This is a genomic window from Nocardia harenae NBRC 108248, assembly GCF_001612885.1.
Taxonomy (GTDB): Bacteria; Actinomycetota; Actinomycetes; order Mycobacteriales; family Mycobacteriaceae; genus Nocardia; species Nocardia harenae.
In genome coordinates this window covers 593,965-613,990 of record NZ_BDBH01000007.1, presented here as the reverse complement: position 1 = coordinate 613,990, position 20,026 = coordinate 593,965, and the positions used below count along the sequence as shown (strand labels likewise).

Below are 20,026 nucleotides of genomic sequence, written 5' to 3'. Positions count from 1 at the left end.
CGCGGCCCGAAGGGAGCAGCCCGTGGACGCGCACACCTACATCATCCGAGCCGGTGCCGACCCCGCCGCCGCCGGAGATCTCGACACCATCGGCGGCAGCCCCGTCCTGGACGCCGGGCAGCCGTGGCCGGTGTGCCCGTGCGGCGCCAGGATGGCGCTCTACTTCCAGCTCCGCGTCCCGGCCGACGTCACGCACTTCGCCGGGGACCAACTCCTGGTGTTCCAGTGCCCGGTCGAGAGCGACGCCTGCTTCCAGGCCAGCGGGCAGCTCCCGCCGGAATTCTGGGACCATCCGCCCGCCAACGACCACGCGCACTGGCGAATCCTGGTGCAGCGCAATGCCACCGAGATCACCGGGCCGGACCCGTACCTGCGCCCGCACCGGCTCACGCTGGAGCGCGCGGTGGACATCGACGACCACCCCGGCTACGAAGGGCCGCTGCAAAACTTCAAGGTCGGCGGTGCGCCGCACTGGTTCCAGGGCGCCGAGCACCTGCGCTGCCCCTGCGGCACGGACCTGGTGTTCCTGTGCCAGGTCGCGGAGAACTACGACTTCGGCGAGTTCCGGCACGACACCCCGCAGGCGGACGCGGCGATCGCCTTCGACGACGGGTTCCTGCTCGGCAATATGGTCTACCTGCTCGCCTGCCCCGCGCACTGCCATCCCGCCGCGGTCTACCCGGTCTGTCAGAACTGAGCGGAGCCGGTGCGGAGCGGCGCCCAGTCGCGGAGCGCGGCCACGAACTCCGCGGGGGCGTCGGATTCCACATAGGTCCCTGCTCCCTCGACGATCACGGTCGTGTGCTCGGGGAAGGTCGCCTCCAGCCGGGCCCGCTCGCGGGGGCGGAAGGCGATATCGGCGTCGCCCCACACGATCAGGGCCGGCAGCTGCGCGAGCGCGGGCAGCCCCGCCTCGACCTCGGCGAAGAAGGCCCGGCTGCCGAGGACCCGGCGCGGCAGCACGGCGGAGGCCCCGCGCCGCTCGGGGGTCTCCAGCGCCCTGCGGTAGTGCTCCATCTCGGCCGCGGTCGGCCTGCGCCGCCGGTGGCCCGTGGGGATGAAGGTGTTGACCAGCAGGTTGAACCGCTCGATCAGGAAACGCGCGGGGGTGCTGCCGATAATGCGCGAGAAGGCTTCGAAGTGCGGGATGCCGTTCACCGGCCAGGCCCAGGTATTGGCCAGCACCAGCCGCTGGACGACGCCCGGTCGCCGCTGCGCCGCGGCCAGGCCGATCATGCCGCCCCAGTCCTGCCCGACCAGGGTGACGCCAGTCAGGTGCAGCTCATCGAGGAACGCCGTGACCACCCGCGCGTGCTCCTCGGGCAGGTAGCAGTACCCGGGCGCCGCCGTCGACAGCCCGAAGCCCGGGTAGTCGAGGGCAATGCACCGGAAGTCGGCGCGCAGCGCGGTGATGACCTCGCGCCAGAGGAACGACCAGTTCTGCGGGCTCGCCCGCTCCCTCGAGGTCGTCGGCGACCGGTGGACGCTCCTCGTCGTCCGCCAGCTGCTCATCGCCCCCGCCCGCTACCGCGACCTGCGCGACGGCCTGCCCGGCATCGCCACCAACCTGCTCGCCGACCGGCTCCGCGACCTCGAGGCCGCGGGCGTCGTCGAGCGGCGCCCGGCGGGCACGGGCAGCGTGATCGAGTACGCCCTGACCCCGTGGGGGGCCGAGCTGCGGGGTCCGATCGAGAGCCTGATCCGCTGGTCGACACCGCTGATGGCACGTGGCCCCGGGGATGACGCCTTCCGCTCGGAGTGGCTCGCGCTCGCCGTCCCCGCGCTGCTCGGCGCCCGGGTCGAGGTGCGCTCCCCGGCGGCGATCGGCATCGAGATCGGGGAGGCGCCGCTGCAACTGTGCGCGACGGACTCCGGATTCGAGGTCGGCCCGCGCGACGGCCGCGACCTCGACGCCACCGTCCGCGCTGAGCCCGTCTACCTGCTCGGATTGGCGGCCGGGGCCTTCACGCTCGGCGATGCCCGTGCGCTCGGCCTGTTGGAGATCGAGGGGGACGAGGCCGTCGTCCGCGCCGTCTTCGCCGCCTGATCGGCCTGTCACGCCCAGACCGACACGTTGCTGCGCACTGGGGCGGGTGCACCGTGTTTTCGAGCGGCGGGCGATGCCGGGGCTCGAATCCGGCACCGTCCGCCGGTTGCGATTCGACGTGCCCGGCGGCTTGGCTGGGTCAGCCCTGGTAGCGGGTGACGGTGAAGTCGACGGTGCCGGGCTCCGGCAGGTGGGCGGGGCCGATCGTCACCGTGCCCTCGAAACGGCCGATCCCGGCGCGGAACAGCGCGTCCCGCCCGCTGGTGCTCCAGTACCCGGGGCCCGTGGCCGTCTTCGTCACCACCCCGGTCTCCCCGGTGTCGACATTGCGCCAGGTCAGCGTGACCGGCAGTGCGCAGGGGCCGACGCCGACCAGCGTCGCCGCCACGGTGAAGGCGGCGTGCTCCGGGTAGGCGTCGCCGGTGACCGCGGTGTCCACGTAGGCCACGCAGGGGCCGTCGGTGAGCGCGACCGCTGGGGTGAAGGGGCCGCCGGTGGTGGCGGGATTCGCGACCGCGGGGGTGGCGAAGACGACCAGCGCGGCCGTCGCGAGCACGGCGGTGGCCAGTACGGCGAGCACGGGTCTGGCTGATCTCATCGGATCCTTCTCGGGGTCGGTGGGAGGGGCTGGGGAGGATTGCCCAGGGTGGGGGTGGAGTAAACCGGTTCAGTTCCGGAGCGCCGCCGACAGCAGCTCGTGCACGAGGACGAGGTCGTCGAGTTCGGCATCCCTACCCTCCGGCACCTCCCGGATGAGCTTCGAGGTCCGCTGCACGCGCTGATCGAAGAAGAGGTCGAGGTGCAGCACGGCATCGCGACGCAGTACCTCGCCGGCGGCTGCCAGTTGGGCACGCGCGGTCGCGCCACACGCCCGGTCGGTGCTGAGGCGCACGATGTCCAGTAGATCCGTCGCCTCTTTGCGCGTTCCACGGTCGATGGCGGACTGCAGCTTCATGGCGATCAGCGGGCCGGGCTCGGCCACGGCGACGGTGACGGAGGCACCTCCACGTGCCCGGATCCGCAGTGCACTCGCGGTCTCCGCCGCCCAGGAGTGGGACAGCACGTGCAGGCGCCCGGTCGGATCCTCGGGTAGCGGATCGAAGTCGGCGTCGGAGACCTCGAGCACGTCGACCTGCACCTCTCCCTCGGGAGTGGGAACGAGGACCCGGCGGGCCCGCTGGCTCGGCCGGTGCTCGCAACGAGCACCTCCAGCTGACTCGGTTCGTCACCGCGGCGGCGATTCACGGTGTCGAGGTCACCGGTGGCGCGATGCGGGCTCGCGACCCGGCAGATCACCGCCAAACCGCCGATAACGGTGATCGCCCGGCCCGCACGGCGCTCCGTCTCCGGTATGGCGTGTACCAGCGCTGCCATCGATGGCCCGGCCAACTCGACCACTCGATCACCAGACACGACGAAATTCCCCCTCCGGCGTCCACAATTCGATGATCTCGTGCCCCCGACCGGCGTCCCTTGCCAAGTCGAGTGCGACGAAGAGCGGATGCGCCAGCGGCCACTCCCCCGCCTGCGGCGCCACTCGGTGCCGACAAACATAGCCGACCGGCGAAAGCCGCAATGTAGCTGCCCTGGCGCTTCTTTCGTAGCTCGTCCCGAGCAGCTTCGCGGCACGGCGGAGGACAGTGCCGTCCGGGACGTAGTAGTCGGGCGGGGTGTCCGCGCGGATCGCGACGGGGGCTCCATAGGCCGCCGCCGCGTGGGAATCAGTCAGGGCCCATCCGGTAGCCGATGCATCCGCATCGTTCATCCGGAGTGCCTGCTGGAGGCCGAGATCGCCGGTCGGCAACTCCGCGATGTCGAGCTCCTCCGGACGCCATTCCGCGGCGAGTTCCCAGAAGAGCCTGGGCACGTCGGGCAGCCCCTGCGCGGTGATCAGGCCGGCGCGGCGCAATGCGTTGACCGCTACGGAGACCGAGCTCGGCGCACGACCGATGCTCTGCGCGATGGGCCGGACCCGCACCGGACGGTCCGGGCCGAGAAGCGCCGTGACAGCCACCTCCATCCCCACCGCACCGCCGAACGGCTCCACTTTCCGAACGTCCGCCACCGGATCGACACCCGCGTGCACGAAAAGGCCGGGCGCGGTCAGATGCAGGTGCCCCCGGAGATCCAGCCAGCTCCATCCGGCATCTCGGAGGGAGCGCCGAGCGTCCTCCGTGATCCGTTTCGCCACCACCACCCGAATGCGCGGGTGGTCCTCGCGCGATTCGGCTGCCCGGTGGATGAGGCTCGATACGTCTTTCGCGGAGATCAGCGAGGCCGTCTTCACCTGGACCTCGACCCGGTCGCCCCCGTGCAGGATGACCAGATCGGTGTTGTCCTCGCTTCCGGCTTCGGTCTCGAGCCCGAGAGACCGAACCGCCTGCGCGAGGTGATCCACAGCACCGGATTCCGAGAGACCTGCCATCCGCTCAGCGTGACGGGTGTTCGTTGTTCGGTCAATACCGAACACCGAACACCCGATGTCTCCCGGCTGGGCGGGAACGAATCGCATAATCGACCCCATGGAATCCACCCGATGAACACCACCGCGGTGGCGATCGCGGTCGCGGCGGCCCTCCTGGCCGGCGCCCTGCTGCTGTGGCCCCGCACCCGCCGCGTGGTCACCACCCCGGCCGAGCGGGCGGTGCACTCCGCCCTGCACACCGCGGCGCTGGCGGCGGTACCACTGCGACGGGGGCTGACGGCGGAGTCGGCGGCGGAGGCGGCCCCGCACCTGCGCGCCCTCACCGGGGGCGCGGCGCTGGGGGTGGCGGATCCCGATGGCGCGGTACTGGCCTGGGACGGCCCGCACGCGAGCCTCAGCGCGACCTTCGCCGAGGCGGCGGCACGCGCGGCGGCGGGCGGCCGAGCGGTGCTGGTGGCGGGCCCGGGTGAACAGGCGGGGCGGACGCTGGTGGCCCAGCCCATGCTGCTGCCGGACAACGAGGTCACCGGCGTACTCGGCGTGGTCACCGACGAGCGGCCGGGCCCAGGCACGCTCGGCGCGCTGGCGGAGGTGGCCCGCTATGCCTGCGGCCAGCTCCAGCTGGCCGAACTGGACGCCTCGCGCGCCCGCCTGGACCGCGCCGAGGTGCGGGCGCTGCGGGCGCAGATCAGCCCGCACTTCATCTACAACGCGCTGAACACCATCGCCTCGTTCGTGCGCACCGACCCGGATCGGGCGCGCGAGCTGATCCTGGAGTTCGCGGATTTCACCCGCTACTCGTTCCGGGCGGCGGGCGAGTTCACGGTGCTCGCCGACGAGCTGCGCAATATCGAGCGGTACCTGGCGCTGGAGCGGGCCCGGTTCGGGGACGCGCTGCAGGTGCGGCTGCGGGTGGCGCCGGAGGTGCTCGGGGTCGTGCTGCCCTTCCTCGCGCTCCAGCCGCTGGTGGAGAACGCGGTGCGGCACGGGCTCACCGGGTCGGGGACGGTGAGCATCGTGGCGGCCGACGCGGGGACGGAGTGCCTGATCAGCGTGGAGGACGACGGCGCAGGGATGGATCCGGAGCTGCTCCGCTCCGGCGAGCTGGACGCCGTCACCACGGGCGAGTCGGCGCACGTGGGGCTCTCGAACGTGGACGATCGGCTGCGCGCGGCCTTCGGCAACGACTACGGGCTGGTGGTGGAGACGGCGCCGGGTGCGGGGACCAAGGTGAGCCTGCGGGTGCCGAAGTTCCGGCCGGGCGTCCGGGTGTGACACCTTTTACTATGAGACCGCTGTGACCGCCACCACCCCACCCGGCGCCGCCCTGCGCGTGCTCGCCGTCGACGACGAGAAACCCGCTCTGGACGAGCTGGTCTACCTGCTGCGCGCGCAGCCGGAGGTGGGCGAGATCCACGCGGCCAGGGAGTCGACGGCGGCGCTGCGGCTGCTCCGGCAGCACCCGGTGGACGCGGTCTTCCTCGACATCAACATGCCGGGGCTGGACGGGATGGAGCTGGCAGGCGTTCTCGCCGAGTTCGCGCACCCGCCCGCGGTGGTCTTCGTGACGGCGCACGACGACCGCGCGGTCGCCGCCTTCGACCTGGGCGCGGTGGACTACCTGCTCAAACCGCTGCGCACGGAGCGGCTGGCCGAGGCGGTGCGCCGGATCGGCGCCACCCGCTCGGCCACCGCGCCCCCGGCCGCCGCGCCGCGCGCCGATCCGGCCGAGGTGATCCCGGTGGAGCTGGGCGGGGTCACCACGCTGGTGCACCGGAGCAGCGTGAACTGGGTGGAGGCCGATGGCGACTACGCCAGGCTGCACACCAGCGCGGGCTCGCACCTGGTCCGGATTCCGCTCTCCGCGCTGGAGACTCGCTGGCGGGACGCGGGGTTCCTGCGCGTGCACCGCTCCTACCTGATCGCGCTGCGGCTGGTCACCGGGTTGCGCACGGCGAGCGGGGCGACGCTGGTGTGCCTGCGCGGCGAGGGCGAGGCGGCCGCGGTGGAGCTGCCGGTGAGCCGCAGGCAGCTGCGCGAGCTGAAGAACCGCCTGGTGCACGGCCCGCGACAGAACTGGACCGGCCGGTGACCGGCCCGCAGCGCGAGCCGGCACAGCGGCAGCGGGTGGTGCTGGCCGAGCGGCGCGGCGCCCGCCGGGTGCGCACCCGCAGCGAGGTGGCGGAGCAGACCGAGATCGGCGCGGTGCTGATCAACGGCCTGATCCGGGCCCAGCTCGGGCTGGCACTGCGGATCGGGCTGATCGTGGTGCTCGGGCTCGGCGCGCTGCCGATGCTCTTCGCCGCGGGCGCGCCCGCCACGCTCACGGTGTTCGGGGTGCGGCTGCCCTGGCTGCTGCTCGGCGCGGTCGCCTATCCACTGCTGTACGGGGCGGGACGGCTGTACCGGCGGCTGGCCGAGCGCAACGAGCAGGACTTCCTGGAACTGGCCGGGGACTGAGGTGCCAGGCACCGCCCCGCTGCTCACCGTGGCCGCGCTGCTGCTCGCGGCGCTGGTCACGGTGGCGCTCGGGGTGTACGGGGTGCGGCTGGCGCGCACCACCTCGGACTTCCTGGTCGCCAGTCGCAGCGTGGGCCCGCGCTGGAACGCCGCCGCCATCTCCGGCGAGTACCTCTCCGCCGCGTCGTTTCTCGGCGTCGCCGGGCTGATCGCCAAGTACGGCGCGGACGCGCTCTGGTACCCGGTCGGGTTCACCGCGGGGTACCTGGGGCTGCTGCTCTTCGTAGCGGCGCCGCTGCGCCGCTCGGGCGCCTACACGGTGCCGGATTTCGCGGAGTTCCGGCTCGGCTCGGCGCGGCTGCGCAGGCTGGCCGCGGTGGTGGTGGTGCTGGTCTGCGCGGTGTACCTGATCCCGCAGTTCCAGGGCGCCGGGCTGACGCTGCGGATCCTGCTCGGCTGGCCGGGGTGGGTGGGCGCGGTGGCGGTAGGGGTGATCGTGATCGGCAATGTGGCGGGCGGCGGGATGCGCTCGACCACGCTGGTGCAGGCCTTCCAGTACTGGCTCAAGCTCACCGCGGTCGCGCTGCCCGCGCTGGTGCTGGCCGGGCACTTCCTGGCCGACGAGCGGCCGCTCGGCGCGCCCGCGCCGCCGGTGCTCGCCGCGCGCACCACGGTGGACGTCAGCACCGACGTGGTGGTGCAGGTCGCCGGGCCGACCCCGGTCACGGTGCGCGGCACGCTGGACGGCGCCGCGGTCGACGGCCCGGTCGAGCTCACCCCGGGCGAGCACGAGCTCGGGGCAGGCACCGACCTGGTGCTGGAGCCGGGCAGCGCGGTCCCGGTGGTGGCCGGGGCGCCCGCGGACGGCGCGGGCTGGCTGCTGCCCGGCGGCGGGTTCGGCGGCACGCACCCGACCTACCAGGTGTATTCGCTGATCATCGCGACCTTCCTCGGCACCATGGGGCTGCCGCACGTGCTGGTGCGCTTCTACACCAACCCGGACGGCAGGGCGGCGCGCGCCACCGCGCTGGCGGTGATCGGGCTGCTCGGCGTCTTCTACCTCTTCCCGGTGCTGCTCGGGGTCTTCGCCCGGCTGTACGTGCCGCAGCTGCTGATCACCGGCACCTCGGACGCGGCGGTGGTGCTGCTGCCCGGCGCGGTGCTGAGCGGGCTGCCGGGGCAGCTGCTGGCGGCGCTGGCGGCGGCGGGGGCGATCGCGGCCTTCCTCTCCACCTCGTCCGGGCTGCTGGTGGGTATCGCGGGGGTGCTCGGCACCGATGTGCTGCGCGGGCGGGTCCGCGACTTCCGATTCGCGGCGGTGGTGGCCGGGGTGGTGCCGCTGCTGCTCTCGCTCACCGTGGTCTCGCTAGACCTCTCCCGGACGGTGGCGCTGGCCTTCTCGGTCGCGGCCTCCACGCTCTGCCCGCTGCTCGTCCTCGGCATCTGGTGGCGCCGATTGACCGCCGCGGGCGCCGCCGCCGGGCTGACCGCGGGCGGGCTGACCGCGGGCGCGGCCACCGTGGTCTCGGTGACCGGCGGCGCCGCCACGGACTGGGCGGGCGGCTGGCCCGCGGATATCCTCGGCTACCCGGCGGCGATCAGCGTGCCGATCGCCTTCGCCACCATGGTGCTGGTCAGCCTGGTGACCCGCGGGCAGGACGCGCGCGCGGTCGGGCGGATCTTCGTCCGCATGCACGCGCCGGAGAAGCTCGGCATGGGCGCCGACCGGGAGCACGGAATGGGTGCCGGCGGACGCTGACCGCTCGCCGCGCCCCGCCGACCGCTCACCGCACGATCACCCCCCTTCATGGAGTGACCTGGACCACATGCCCCGACGGCGCCCGCGCCGGAGTTACGGTCATCCGCTGTCAGCCACGTCACACGACAGGACTCCCCGGATGACCAGTACCGACCTCGGCGGCGGACAGCCGCCGACCCAGGCCGAGTTCGCAGCGGCGCACTCCAGCCCCCAGTTCCAGGAGTTGCGAAGCCGCCTGCGGCGCTTCGTGTTCCCCGTCTCCGCGCTCTTCCTGATCTGGTACCTCGCCTACGTGCTGCTCGGCGCCTACGCGCACGACTTCATGGCGACGACGGTGCTGGGCAATATCAATGTCGGGCTGCTGCTCGGCCTCGCCCAGTTCGTCTCCACCTTCGTGATCACCGGGCTGTACGTGCGGTTCGCCAACCGTGAACTCGACCCGCGCGCCGCCGCCATCCGCGCGGAGCTGGAAGGAGGGAAGGCGTGAGCACCGCTCCCCTGCTGGCCGCCTCGACCACCGTCGGCAACCCGGCCGCGAATATCGCCATCTTCGCGATCTTCGTCGCGGTGACGATGGTGGTGGTGATCCGAGCCAGCCGCAACAATGCCACCGCCGCCGACTACTTCACCGGCGGCCGCGGCTTCTCCGGCCCGCAGAACGGCATCGCCATCGCGGGCGACTACCTCTCGGCGGCGTCGTTCCTCGGCATCGCGGGCGCCATCGCGGTCTACGGCTACGACGGCTTCCTCTACTCCATCGGCTTCCTGGTGGCCTGGCTCGTCGCGCTGCTGCTGGTCGCCGAGATGCTGCGCAACACCGGCAAGTTCACCATGGCCGACGTGCTCAGCTTCCGGCTGCAGCAGGGGCCGGTGCGCACCGCGGCCGCGCTCACCACGCTCGCCGTCTCGCTGTTCTACCTGCTGGCGCAGATGGCGGGCGCGGGCGGCCTGGTGGCGCTGCTGCTCGACATCTCGGATCGGGCCGGGCAGTCGGTGGTGATCGCGGTGGTCGGCATCCTGATGATCGTCTACGTGCTGGTCGGCGGGATGAAGGGCACCACGTGGGTGCAGATCATCAAGGCGGTGCTGCTGATCACCGGCGCCGCGCTCATGACGGTCATGGTCTTCGCCAAGTTCGGCTTCAACCTCTCCGAGATCCTGGGCAGCGCGCAGCAGGCGGTCACCGGGTCGGCGAACGAGAAGGTCGCGGCGCGTGACGTGCTCGCGCCCGGCGCGCAGTACGGCGGCAGCGAGATGTCCAAGCTGAACTTCGTCTCGCTCGGCCTGGCGCTGGTCCTCGGCACGGCGGGGCTGCCGCACGTGCTCATGCGCTTCTACACGGTGCCCACCGCCAAGGAGGCGCGGCGCTCGGTGGTCTGGGCCATCGCCCTGATCGGCGCCTTCTACCTGTTCACCCTGGTGCTCGGGTACGGCGCGGCGGCCATCGTCGGCCCGGACCGGATCCTGGCCGCCGCGGGCGGACAGAACTCGGCGGCCCCGCTGCTCGCCTTCGAACTCGGCGGCGTGGTGCTGCTCGGCATCATCTCCGCGGTGGCCTTCGCGACCATCCTCGCGGTGGTCGCCGGGCTCACCATCACCGCGTCGGCCTCGTTCGCGCACGACATCTACGCCAGCGTGATCAAGAAGGGCCAGGTGGACGAGGGCAAGCAGGTGCGGGTCTCGCGGATCACCGCGGTGGTGATCGGGGTGCTCGCCATCGGGCTCGGCATCCTGGCCAATGGCCAGAACATCGCCTTCCTGGTGGCGCTGGCCTTCGCGGTCGCGGCGGCGGCGAACCTGCCGACCATCCTGTACTCGCTGTTCTGGCGGCGCTTCAACACCACCGGCGCGCTGTTCAGCATGTACGGCGGGCTGATCTCGACGATCGTGCTGATCGTCTTCTCCCCCGCCGTCTCCGGCGGGCCGACGGCCATGCTGCCGGATGCCGATTTCGACTGGTTCCCGCTGTCGAATCCCGGCATCGTCTCCATCCCGCTTGCCTTCGTGCTCGGCATCGTCGGCACCTTCCTCGGCAGGGACGACGAGGATCCGGCCAAGGCGATCGAGATGGAGGTGCGCTCGCTCACCGGCGTCGGCGCCGAAAAGGCGATCGCACACTGATCCCGCACGCGCCGCGCGAGACCTACTCGCGCGGCGCGTGTTCCACGCGGACCGATCCACGGCGTCGTGTCGCGACGAGTGGCCGAACGTGCCGCGGACCTGTCCCAGCGGCGGCTCTGCGCGTCTTGGACTGCCCACCGCGCCGAACGGGCCGTTTTCGCGGCGGTCCGAAGCCGCCGATCACCCGCACCGACGAAGCCGCTCGCGGCGTTAGAAAGGAAACCTCGTGACCAGCGCACCCGAGCTGCCCACCACCTACGCGCCGACGGCGGAGTTCGCAGCCGCCGCGAACGCAGGCCCCGAGCTCGCCGAACGTGCACGGGCGGATCGATTGGCCTTCTGGGCCGAGCAGGCGGAGCGGCTGCACTGGGACCGGAAGTGGACCGATGTCCTCGACTGGTCGAACGCCCCCGTCGCCCGGTGGTTCACCGACGGCCGCCTCAATGTGGCCTACAACTGCGTGGACCGCCACGTGCGGGAGGGCCGCGGCGACAAGGTGGCGATCCACTTCGTGGGCGAGCCCGGTGACACCCGCGACCTCACCTACGCCGACCTGCTCGCCGAGATCTCCCGCGCGGCACACCATTTCCAGAGCCTGGGTTTGGTGCCGGGTGACCGGGTGGCTGTTTATATGCCGATGATCCCCGAGGCGATCATCACCATGCTGGCCTGCGCCCGCCTCGGCCTCACCCACTCCGTGGTCTTCGCCGGCTTCTCCCCCGCCGCACTGCGCTCCCGGGTGGACGACGCCGAGGCCAGACTGGTGGTGACCACCGACGGCCAGTTCCGCCGCGGCACCCCGGCCGGACTCAAACCCGCTGTCGACGAAGCACTCTCGGCTCCTGGCCACACCGTCGAGAACGTGCTGGTGGTCCGCCGCACCGGTCAGGACACCCCGATGACCGCGGGCCGCGACCACTGGTGGCACGACACGGTGGAGCGGCAGCCCGCCGAGCACACCCCCGAGTCCTTCGACAGCGAGCACCCGCTCTTCATCCTCTACACCTCGGGCACCACCGGGAAGCCCAAGGGCATCCTGCACACCAGCGGCGGCTACCTCACCCAGGCCGCCTACACCCACCACCACGTCTTCGACCACAAGGCCGGGCAGGACGTGTACTGGTGCACCGCCGATATCGGCTGGGTGACCGGGCACACCTACATCGTCTACGGGCCGCTGGCCAACGGCGCCACCCAGGTGGTCTACGAGGGCACCCCGAACTCGCCGGACGAGCACCGGCACTTCGACATCATCGACCGCTACGGCGTCAGCATCTACTACACCGCCCCCACCCTCATCCGCACCTTCATGAAGTGGGGCAGGCAGATCCCGGACGCCCACGACCTCTCCAGCCTGCGCGTGCTCGGCAGCGTCGGCGAACCGATCAACCCCGAGGCCTGGCGCTGGTACCGGGAGGTGATCGGACACGGCGACACCCCCATCGTGGACACCTGGTGGCAGACCGAGACCGGCGCCATCATGATCTCCCCCCTGCCCGGCGTCACCGCCGCCAAACCAGGCGCCGCGCAGACCCCGCTGCCCGGCATCTCCGCCCAGGTCGTCGACGAAGAAGGCAACCCCGTCGTACTCGGCGAGACCGAGGCCAACGGCTACCTCGTACTCGACCAGCCCTGGCCCTCCATGCTGCGCGGGATCTGGGGCGACATGGAGCGCTACCAGACCACCTACTGGGACCGCTACGCCAAGCAGGGCTGGTACTTCGCCGGTGACGGCGCCCGCCTGGACCCCGACGGCGACCTCTGGGTGCTCGGCCGGGTGGACGACGTCATGAACGTCTCCGGCCACCGCATCTCCACCGCCGAGGTGGAATCCGCCCTCGTCGGCCACACCGGGGTAGCCGAAGCGGCGGTGGTCGGGGCCAGCGACGACACCACCGGGCAGGGCATCGTCGCCTTCGTCATCCTCACCGCGACCACCGAGAACACCGGCGACACGCTGGTGAACGAACTCAAAGCCGAGGTCTCCAGGGAGATCAGCCCGATCGCCCGGCCCCGCGAGATCCACGTGGTGCCCGAGCTGCCCAAGACCCGCAGCGGCAAGATCATGCGCCGGCTGCTGCGCGATGTGGCCGAGGGCAGGGAGCTGGGCGACACCAGCACCCTGGTCGACCCGGCCGTCTTCACCGCCATCGCGGAGGCCAAGGGCGACTGATCGATTCGCGCACGGGACCCGGCTGCCGACGAGAGGTGGCCGGGTCTCGCTGTTTTCGGGGACACGCCGACGACACGCCGGATTCGCAAGCAATTTCGGGATGCGGTGAACCGTGCGGGGCCACCGCTCCGTAGTCGGGGCGAAACGCGGTACCGGTGCCCAGCCCGTAGGCACCGGGAGGACCGCGCTCATCACCCGATCGAGGAGCGAACGATGACACGTCGTGGCCCGCTGCTGACTCTCGCAGCAGCCGCCGTGCTGGGCCTGGCCCTGCTCGGCGTCAATATGTCCAAGGAGGATCCTGCGCCCGCCGCGGCGACCTCGCCCGCGGCGTCGGTGGTGGCTCCGGCCACCTCGGCCACGCCCGCCGCGGCACCGACCCCGGCCCCGCCGACCGGCGCACCGGCTTCGGCGCCCTTCCCGGCCAAGGCCGACTACGTCGGGACCATCACCAGGGCCGCGGGGCCGCCGCTCACGCTGGCGATCACCGTCGAGGACGGCGCGGTCACCGCGTACGCCTGCGACGGCGCCGCGGTCGAGACCTGGCTGCAGGGCCGGGTGGTCGACGACGTCGCCCGGCTGGACGGGAGGAACGGCGCCCGGCTGGAGGGCAGGGCCGGCGGCGGCGCGGTGCGCGGCACGCTCTGGATCGGCGACAAGAGCTGGGAGTTCACCGCGCCGGTCGTCACCGGGAAGGCCGGGCTCTACGCCGCCACCGACGGCGGGGTCAGGCAGAGCTGGATCGTGGACGGCGCAGGCGGGGTGACCGGCGTGCGCCGCGGCGCGGACGGCGGCACCGCACCGGCCGGGCCGCTGCCCGCCACCGCGACCCGGATCGGGGGTGGGGACAGTGTCGGCTGAGCAGCGCACCGCCCCGCCCGCGGTGGCGATCCTCGGCGCCGTGCTGATCGGCGCCGCCGTCGCGGTGGCGCTCGGGGCGTACGGCGCCCTGCACGAGCCCCGGTTCTTCTCGGTGAACGTCGCCGGGTTCTCCAGCCCGACCTCGGTGAAGTCCTGGCTGGCGACGCTGGCGACGGTGCTCGCGGTCTTCCAGCTCGGCTCGGCCGCGGCCATGTACGGCCGGATTCCCGGGTTCACCGCGCCGGGCTGGTTCGGCGCGGCGCACGCCTGGTCCGGGCGGCTCGCGGTGCTGGCCGCGACCCCGGTGGCGGTGCACTGCCTGTACGCGCTCGGCTATCAGCACGGCGAGCCGCGGGTGCTGGCGCACTCGCTGTTCGGCTGCTTCTTCTACGGGGCCTTCGTCGCCAAGATGCTGCTGCTCACCCGGAAGGGATTGCCCGGGTGGGTGATTCCGGTCGCGGGCGGGCTGCTCTTCGCCGGGCTGGTCGGCGTCTGGCTCACCTCCGCGCTGTGGTTCTTCCAGAACAACGGCCTCGTCCTCTGATCCGCACCACCCGAACGGAGTTCCCCATGACCATCTCTTCCGCTGTCAGCAGGCGCGGCGTCGTGCTCGGCGCCGGGGTCGCCGCGGCGGCCGTCGCGGTCGCCGGATGCAGCACCTACGGTGACGAGCCCACCGCGACCCCCGCCTCCCCCGCCCCGGGCAGCCCCGCCCCCGGCGCGCCGGTGCAGGCGCTGGCCAAGACCGCCGACGTGCCGGTGGGCGGCGGGGTGATCGTCGGCGACACCGTGATCACCCAGCCCACCCCCGGCAGCTACGTCGGGCTCTCGACCACCTGCACGCACGCCGGTTGCACGGTGACCAAAGTGCAGGACGGCGCCATCGACTGCGTCTGCCACGGCAGCAAGTTCGCGCTGGACGGCACCGCGGTGGCCGGGCCGGCCAAGAAGCCGCTGGCCGCCAAGGCGGTGCGGGTCGAGGGCGACGCCATCGTCGCGGGTTAGGGGCCCGCGATGCCGCGCAGCCTGCGGGCCTGCTGGGCGGTGAGCGCGCTCAGCACCTCGGGCTGCACCGACTCGGGGGCGGTCACCGCGATCTGGGCGAGGGTGTCGCCGACCTGGACCAGGGCGACGGCGGAGTGCAGCGTCAGCTCGTCGGCGCGCACCAGCACCTGGTAGGCGGTGCTGCTGTCGCCGGCGGGGGGCTGGTCGAAGGGGGCCACCTCGTAGGTGATCCGCGGGTCGTCGGCGCTCTCCGGCGGGGTGGCATCGGCGAAGGTGACGCAATCGCGCAGGGTGCGCTGCACGGTTGCCAGCGCGGGGGCGACGCCGTCGGCCGGGTAGGCGGCGGCGTCGATATCGATGCTGGAGAAGTCCGGGCCGGCGTACTGCACCGCGGCGTCCGCGCGGGCCCCGGGGGCCTGGGCGGCGATGGGGGTCAGGATGGCGACACAGGCGGCCGGGTCGGTGGCGTCGGTGCTCGCGCCGGTGCCCGGGTCGCGGGCAGGCAGCGGGGTGAAGCTGCCCGGCAGGTCGGTGCCGGAGAGCAGCCGGTTCAGCAGCTCGGCCGGCCCGGCCGGGCCGGTTCCGGTGACCGGCGCCGCGGTCACGGGCGCGCCGAAGGACGGCAGCTCCGCAGGCTGCGCGGCGGCCGGCGGCGCGGGTTCGTCGTCCCCGCACCCGGCGAGCACCAGCACCGCGAGCACGGCGGCGAGCGGCCCGCCGCGCCGCGGCCACGCCCGCCCGCCGCGCGATGGCGGCGCGTCGCCCGTCAGGCGGGCACTCATCGCGCGGGCGCCGGGCAGGCGGGCGAGCGCGAACCGGCCGGACACCGCACGGGTACCCCGGGCGCGGCCCCCCGCTCGGGGACAGCGGTGCCGAACCTCACTCCGCCCACGAGACCTGCGTATTGATCGTCTGCTGCAGCACACTGTCGCTGCGCGCGTCCCGGTACGCCTGGTGCCCGCCGACCGTGATCATCCCGGCCACCGGCAGCGGCAGCCCGAGGTCGACGGTGATGGTGCCGGACCCGGTCATCTGGTAGTCCTCGATCTGCAGCGTCCCGGCGTCGTTCGGCAGCGACCAGACCGCGGATTTCGGCGTCTGCGAGACATCCAGCTCCAGCGTGATCCGATCCCCGTCGCGCTCGGTGAGCGTCGCGGTGGTGACCTGGTCGAGCAGCACGCCACCGGTCACCTCCTGCCGCACGGTCCACATGGCGCCGACGCCGACCGGCTCGTCCGGGAAGGTCACCGAGCGGTACACCGCCTGGTAGAAGGCCTGCTCCAGCGCGGCGCGGGCGGTGTTCGAGGTGTCGGGGGACGGCGCGATGCGGAGCGCGGTGATCGCGCCGAGCTCGCTCATCTCGAAGCCCGCGTGCGAGCCGCCCGCGTCGGTGAGCGCCTTGGCCAGCACCGGATCGTCGGTGGTGACATTGCCGAGCACCAGGTCGACGCCGTCGGCATCGGCCTCGGCGGTCATCGGGATGGTGATCTCCGGGTTGGAGAAATCGCGCGGCTGCTGGTCGTTGATGATCTGCTCGATATTGTGGTCGGTCCGCAGCGTCACCTGCTGCACGGTGCCGACGGCGTAGTGCGGGCGCAGCGGCGACCTCGGCTCCTCGCCCGGGTACACCAGCGTGGTGACGGCGGCCGAGATCGGCACCGTCACCTCCTTGCCGTAACCGAGCGGCTCGGTGGCCGCGTCCAGGTCGCTGCCCGGCTCCCCGCCGTCGCCGCACCCGACGCCGAGCGCGGAGAGCCCGACCGCGAGCACCATCAGGAACACCCCCGAGCGGGCCGCCCGGGGCGTCATGGGAGAAGACAACACCGTCACGTGCAACAGGGTACGACCGGTTCCTGAGCGCAGCCTGGGACATCCGGGGCGAATCGCCGTACCCGCTCGAGCGATGATGGACGGTGTGACCGACGACCCCGCCGCCGACAACGAACCCGCCGCAGGTAGTGACGGCTCCGCGAGCGAGCGCGGCTCGCGGGCGAGCGCCGCCGAGCCTGCGGCCTCCGCCGCGGCAACCTCCGCACGGCCGGGCGGCGATCCCGCGGGCGCCGGCTCCGCGGAGCGCGCACCCGTACCCGCCGGGCCGGCGGCCGGGCTCGGGCCGAAGCGGCTGCCGCTGCTGCTGATCCTGGCGGCCGTGCTCTACGGCCTCGACCTGCTCACCAAGAGCATCGCCGTGGCGCGGCTGACCCCGGGGGACCCGGTGTACCTGATCGGCGACGTGGTCCGGTTCTCCCTGGTGCGCAACCCGGGCGCCGCCTTCTCCATGGCCACCGGGATGACCTGGCTGCTCACCCTGGTGGCGGCGGGCGTGGTGATCGCGGTGATCCGGATCGGCAGCACGCTGCGCTCGCCGTGGTGGGCCGTCGGGCTCGGCATGGTGCTCGGCGGCGCGCTGGGCAACCTCACCGACCGGCTCTTCCGCGCGCCCGGCCCGCTGCAGGGGCACGTCGTCGACTTCATGGCGGTGGGCTGGTGGCCGGTGTTCAATGTCGCCGACTCGGCCATCGTGTGCGGCGCCATCCTGCTGGTCGCGCTGACCGTCTTCGGCTTCGAGCCGGACGGGACCAGGAGTACCGGTAAACAGCGGTCGCGTACCGCGGGTGAGGAACCCGCATGAGGGAGACCAGGACCATGCCGGTGCCGGACGGGCTGGACGGCATGCGGGTGGATGCCGGGCTCTCCCGGCTGCTCGGGCTCTCCCGCACCGCCGTCGCGGCGCTCACCGCCGAGGGCTCGGTACAGCTGGACGGCGTCGCGGCGGGCAAGTCGGATCGGCTCACGGCGGGCGCCTGGCTGGAGGTCGAGTTCCCCGAGCCGCGGCGCGAACTCACCGTGGACGCCGAGCCGGTGGAGGGGATGACCATCCTCTACGCCGACGACGACATCGTCGCGGTGGACAAGCCGGTCGGCGTCGCCGCGCACACCGGCGTGGGGTGGAGCGGCCCGACCGTGGTCGGCGGGCTGGCCGCGGCGGGGTACCGGATCTCCACCTCCGGCGCGCACGAGCGGCAGGGCATCGTGCACCGGCTGGATGTCGGCACCTCGGGGGTGATGGTGGTGGCGCAGTCCGAGCACGCGTACACCGTGCTCAAGCGGGCGTTCAAGCAGCGCACGGTGGACAAGCGGTACCACGCGCTGGTGCAGGGCCACCCGGATCCGTCCAGCGGCACCATCGACGCGCCGATCGGCCGGGCCAGGGGCAACGACTGGAAGTTCGCGGTGACCGCGGACGGGCGGCCGAGCGTGACGCACTACGACACGGTGGAGGCGTTCCAGGCGGCCAGCCTGCTCGACATCCACCTGGAGACCGGGCGCACGCACCAGATCCGGGTGCACTTCTCGGCCATCAGGCACCCCTGCTGCGGCGACCTCACCTACGGCGCCGACCCGCGGCTCGCCGAGCGGCTCGGGTTGCAGCGGCAGTGGCTGCACGCCCGCGCGCTCGGGTTCCACCACCCGGCGGACGGGCGCTGGCTGGAGATCACCAGCGACTACCCGGACGATCTGCGGCACGCGCTGGATGTCCTCCGGGATGCCTGAGCCCGGCGCGGATGCCGGGCGCGATCCGGACACCGGGTTCAGCGCGGACGCCGAAGAGGCGGGCGTGCCTCCGCTGGATTCGGAGCCACTCGACCCGCGCTGGCGCAGAGGCTTGATCGCGGGGGCGATCGGGCTGCTGGTGCTGGCGGGCATCGGGATCGGGGCGCAGACCCCGCCGCGCTCGACCGGGATCTCCACCGACCGGGTGGGGCCGGAGCAGGGCGAGGCGGTGTCGGATTACCTGACCAGGGCGCGCGTCACCCTCGACCGCACCGACGACGCACCGCGCTGGGCGCTGGTCTCGTTCACGGAGTACGTTCCGGCGGAACGGGTTCCGGCGCTCGCGGCGGAGGTCAGGGTGGCCAGGGTGCTCGAGCACGTGCCGCTGGAGCGGGTGCAGACGCCGATCGTCGCCATCCCGGTGCCGGATTCCGCCGCGGCGATCACCGGGGCCGCGGCCGCCGCGGCGGACATCCTGCGCGACCGGCTCGACCGGCAGCCGCTCGATCAGCGCGCCGCGCAGGTGCACGAGGTGGCCGTGGCCAGGCTGCGCGCCGGGTGCGCCTGCACCGCGGGGCTCGTGGTCCGCGCTGCGCCCGCGCAGCTGCGAGAGCTGGCCGCGCGCAGCGGGATTCGCGCTGTCGAGGCGCTGCCGGCCGACACCGTCGCCGACCGCTTCGCGGTCACCCCGCTGCTGCCGGGCAGCACCCGCGCCGTCGGCCCCGAGCCGGACGACGGCCCGGTCCCCCCGCGCTGACCCTCAGCCCGCCCCATCCCCCTCGACCGCCGTGACATACCCGTCCGGCAGCTGGACAACTCCGTCCAGGTAACGCCTGCACCGCCCGGCCACCAGCACCCGCTCCCCGGCCAGCTCGACGCGCAGCGCACCGCCGCGCCGGGAGAGCTGCCGCGCACGGAACGCGGTGCCGCCGAGCCGCTCCGCCCAGATCGGGGCGAGCTGTGCGTGCGCCGACCCGGTGACCGGATCCTCCGGCACCCCGATCCCGGGCGCGAACATCCGGGAGACGAACTCCACCGAGTCACCCGGCGCCGTCGCCACCACCCCGCGCGGCACCGCCGGGAACGCCCCGAAATCCGGCCGCAGCGAGCGGATCTCGGCCTCGCTGCCGAAGACCAGCACCTCGTCCGGGCCGGAGAAGGCCGCCACCGGCTCGGCCCGCAGCGCCGCCGCCAGCGCCGGGTCGACCGGCACCGCCACCGACCGCTGCGCGGGCAGGTCGAGCACGTACTCGTCGTCGTCGGTGCGCTCCACGTGCAGCCAGCCGCTGCGGGTCCAGAACGAGACCCCGTCCGCACCGGGGTGCAGATCCTCCAGCACCTGCGCGGCCGCGGCCAGGGTCGCGTGCCCGCAGAGCGCCACCTCGGCCGCCGGGGTGAACCAGCGCAGGTGGAACGCGGGCCGATCGGCGGGCGGCGCCCCGGCGGCGGCGGGCAGCGCGGAGGTGAGGAAGGCGGTCTCGGAGAGGTTGTTCTCCTCGGCCAGCCGGAGCAGCACCCCGTCGGGCAACCACGCGGTCAACGGCATCACCGCGGCCGGGTTCCCGGTGAACGGCGCCTCCGCGAACGCGTCGATCTGGTGCAGCAGTACCTCCATGGCTC

At 72.9% G+C, this 20,026-nt stretch carries 22 protein-coding genes; 15 read left to right on the top strand and 7 right to left on the bottom strand.

Annotated elements, in window-relative coordinates; all coding sequences use genetic code 11:
- Positions 1-22 precede the first annotated feature (22 nt).
- Positions 23-697 (top strand): hypothetical protein, encoded by a 675-nt coding sequence (locus NH2_RS18400; RefSeq protein ID WP_067655324.1) that lies wholly within the window; start codon positions 23-25, stop codon positions 695-697.
- On the opposite strand, the gene NH2_RS18395 is transcribed toward NH2_RS18400, so the two are convergent.
- Positions 688-1,512 carry an alpha/beta fold hydrolase gene (locus NH2_RS18395; RefSeq protein ID WP_084505638.1) on the bottom strand — a complete coding sequence of 275 codons (825 nt, stop codon included), beginning with the start codon at positions 1,510-1,512 and terminating at the stop codon, positions 688-690. The genes NH2_RS18400 and NH2_RS18395 overlap by 10 nt on opposite strands.
- Here NH2_RS18395 and NH2_RS18390 point away from each other — a divergent pair.
- A complete protein-coding gene (locus NH2_RS18390; protein WP_067655865.1) occupies positions 1,412-2,047 on the top strand; it encodes a winged helix-turn-helix transcriptional regulator in 636 nt (211 codons plus the stop codon). The genes NH2_RS18395 and NH2_RS18390 overlap by 101 nt on opposite strands.
- Positions 2,048-2,186: 139 nt before the next feature.
- Here NH2_RS18390 and NH2_RS18385 read toward each other — a convergent pair whose 3' ends face one another.
- The 3 genes from NH2_RS18385 to NH2_RS18375 form a co-directional block, all read right to left on the bottom strand.
- Complete coding sequence (locus NH2_RS18385) at positions 2,187-2,645, bottom strand: hypothetical protein (RefSeq protein ID WP_067655321.1); 459 nt, start codon at positions 2,643-2,645, stop codon at positions 2,187-2,189.
- 69 nt (positions 2,646-2,714) lie between these two features.
- Positions 2,715-3,185, bottom strand: a complete 471-nt coding sequence (locus tag NH2_RS18380; RefSeq protein ID WP_067655318.1) for a hypothetical protein — start codon at positions 3,183-3,185, stop codon at positions 2,715-2,717.
- A 264-nt stretch (positions 3,186-3,449) separates the two neighbouring features.
- The gene (locus NH2_RS18375; protein ID WP_157103836.1) at positions 3,450-4,472 is read right to left on the bottom strand and encodes a transcriptional regulator; all 1,023 of its coding nucleotides are present in this window, start codon (positions 4,470-4,472) and stop codon (positions 3,450-3,452) included.
- A gap of 111 nt (positions 4,473-4,583) precedes the next feature.
- Between NH2_RS18375 and NH2_RS18370 the strand changes: the two genes are divergently transcribed.
- The 10 genes from NH2_RS18370 (at position 4,584) to NH2_RS18325 (ending at position 14,851) form a co-directional block, all read left to right on the top strand.
- Positions 4,584-5,747, top strand: coding sequence for a sensor histidine kinase (locus tag NH2_RS18370; protein ID WP_067655312.1), 1,164 nt, complete (start codon positions 4,584-4,586; stop codon positions 5,745-5,747).
- 22 nt (positions 5,748-5,769) lie between these two features.
- Positions 5,770-6,564, top strand: coding sequence for a LytR/AlgR family response regulator transcription factor (locus NH2_RS18365; RefSeq protein WP_067655309.1), 795 nt, complete (start codon positions 5,770-5,772; stop codon positions 6,562-6,564).
- Positions 6,561-6,932, top strand: coding sequence for a hypothetical protein (locus NH2_RS18360; RefSeq protein WP_067655306.1), 372 nt, complete (start codon positions 6,561-6,563; stop codon positions 6,930-6,932). The genes NH2_RS18365 and NH2_RS18360 overlap by 4 nt, the downstream gene beginning before the upstream one ends.
- Before the next feature lies 1 nt (position 6,933).
- On the top strand, positions 6,934-8,691 hold the full coding sequence (locus NH2_RS18355) for a sodium/solute symporter (protein WP_067655303.1): 1,758 nt from the start codon (positions 6,934-6,936) through the stop codon (positions 8,689-8,691).
- 139 nt (positions 8,692-8,830) lie between these two features.
- Complete coding sequence (locus tag NH2_RS18350) at positions 8,831-9,178, top strand: DUF485 domain-containing protein (protein ID WP_067655301.1); 348 nt, start codon at positions 8,831-8,833, stop codon at positions 9,176-9,178.
- On the top strand, positions 9,175-10,812 hold the full coding sequence (locus NH2_RS18345; protein ID WP_174552842.1) for a monocarboxylic acid transporter: 1,638 nt from the start codon (positions 9,175-9,177) through the stop codon (positions 10,810-10,812). The genes NH2_RS18350 and NH2_RS18345 overlap by 4 nt, the downstream gene beginning before the upstream one ends.
- A 226-nt stretch (positions 10,813-11,038) precedes the next feature.
- On the top strand, positions 11,039-12,985 hold the full coding sequence (acs, locus tag NH2_RS18340) for an acetate--CoA ligase (RefSeq protein WP_067655298.1): 1,947 nt from the start codon (positions 11,039-11,041) through the stop codon (positions 12,983-12,985).
- A gap of 213 nt (positions 12,986-13,198) precedes the next feature.
- Positions 13,199-13,846 (top strand): hypothetical protein, encoded by a 648-nt coding sequence (locus NH2_RS18335; RefSeq protein WP_067655295.1) that lies wholly within the window; start codon positions 13,199-13,201, stop codon positions 13,844-13,846.
- Positions 13,836-14,390: a DUF6529 family protein gene (locus NH2_RS18330; protein WP_439951759.1), complete on the top strand. Its 555-nt coding sequence runs from the start codon at positions 13,836-13,838 to the stop codon at positions 14,388-14,390. The genes NH2_RS18335 and NH2_RS18330 overlap by 11 nt, the downstream gene beginning before the upstream one ends.
- A gap of 26 nt (positions 14,391-14,416) precedes the next feature.
- A complete protein-coding gene (locus NH2_RS18325; protein ID WP_067655289.1) occupies positions 14,417-14,851 on the top strand; it encodes a QcrA and Rieske domain-containing protein in 435 nt (144 codons plus the stop codon).
- Here the strand turns inward: NH2_RS18325 and NH2_RS18320 are convergent.
- Together NH2_RS18320 and NH2_RS18315 are read right to left on the bottom strand one after the other, a co-directional pair.
- Positions 14,848-15,678 carry a hypothetical protein gene (locus tag NH2_RS18320; protein ID WP_067655286.1) on the bottom strand — a complete coding sequence of 277 codons (831 nt, stop codon included), beginning with the start codon at positions 15,676-15,678 and terminating at the stop codon, positions 14,848-14,850. The genes NH2_RS18325 and NH2_RS18320 overlap by 4 nt on opposite strands.
- A gap of 52 nt (positions 15,679-15,730) precedes the next feature.
- Entirely contained in the window at positions 15,731-16,660 is a 930-nt protein-coding gene (locus tag NH2_RS18315; RefSeq protein ID WP_084505637.1) for a hypothetical protein, read from the bottom strand.
- Between the two features lie 106 nt (positions 16,661-16,766).
- On the opposite strand from NH2_RS18315, the gene lspA reads away from it, so the two are divergent.
- Genes lspA through NH2_RS18300 form a run of 3 tightly spaced genes read left to right on the top strand, consistent with a single transcriptional unit; the run spans position 16,767 to position 19,163 of the window.
- Positions 16,767-17,483, top strand: a complete 717-nt coding sequence (gene lspA / locus NH2_RS18310; RefSeq protein ID WP_084505675.1) for a signal peptidase II — start codon at positions 16,767-16,769, stop codon at positions 17,481-17,483.
- Positions 17,480-18,406, top strand: a complete 927-nt coding sequence (locus tag NH2_RS18305) for an RluA family pseudouridine synthase (RefSeq protein ID WP_067655280.1) — start codon at positions 17,480-17,482, stop codon at positions 18,404-18,406. Before lspA ends, NH2_RS18305 begins: the two co-directional genes overlap by 4 nt.
- A complete protein-coding gene (locus NH2_RS18300; RefSeq protein ID WP_245650631.1) occupies positions 18,399-19,163 on the top strand; it encodes a hypothetical protein in 765 nt (254 codons plus the stop codon). The genes NH2_RS18305 and NH2_RS18300 overlap by 8 nt, the downstream gene beginning before the upstream one ends.
- Positions 19,164-19,166: 3 nt before the next feature.
- Here NH2_RS18300 and NH2_RS18295 read toward each other — a convergent pair whose 3' ends face one another.
- Positions 19,167-20,021: a PhzF family phenazine biosynthesis protein gene (locus NH2_RS18295; protein WP_067655277.1), complete on the bottom strand. Its 855-nt coding sequence runs from the start codon at positions 20,019-20,021 to the stop codon at positions 19,167-19,169.
- Positions 20,022-20,026 lie beyond the last annotated feature (5 nt).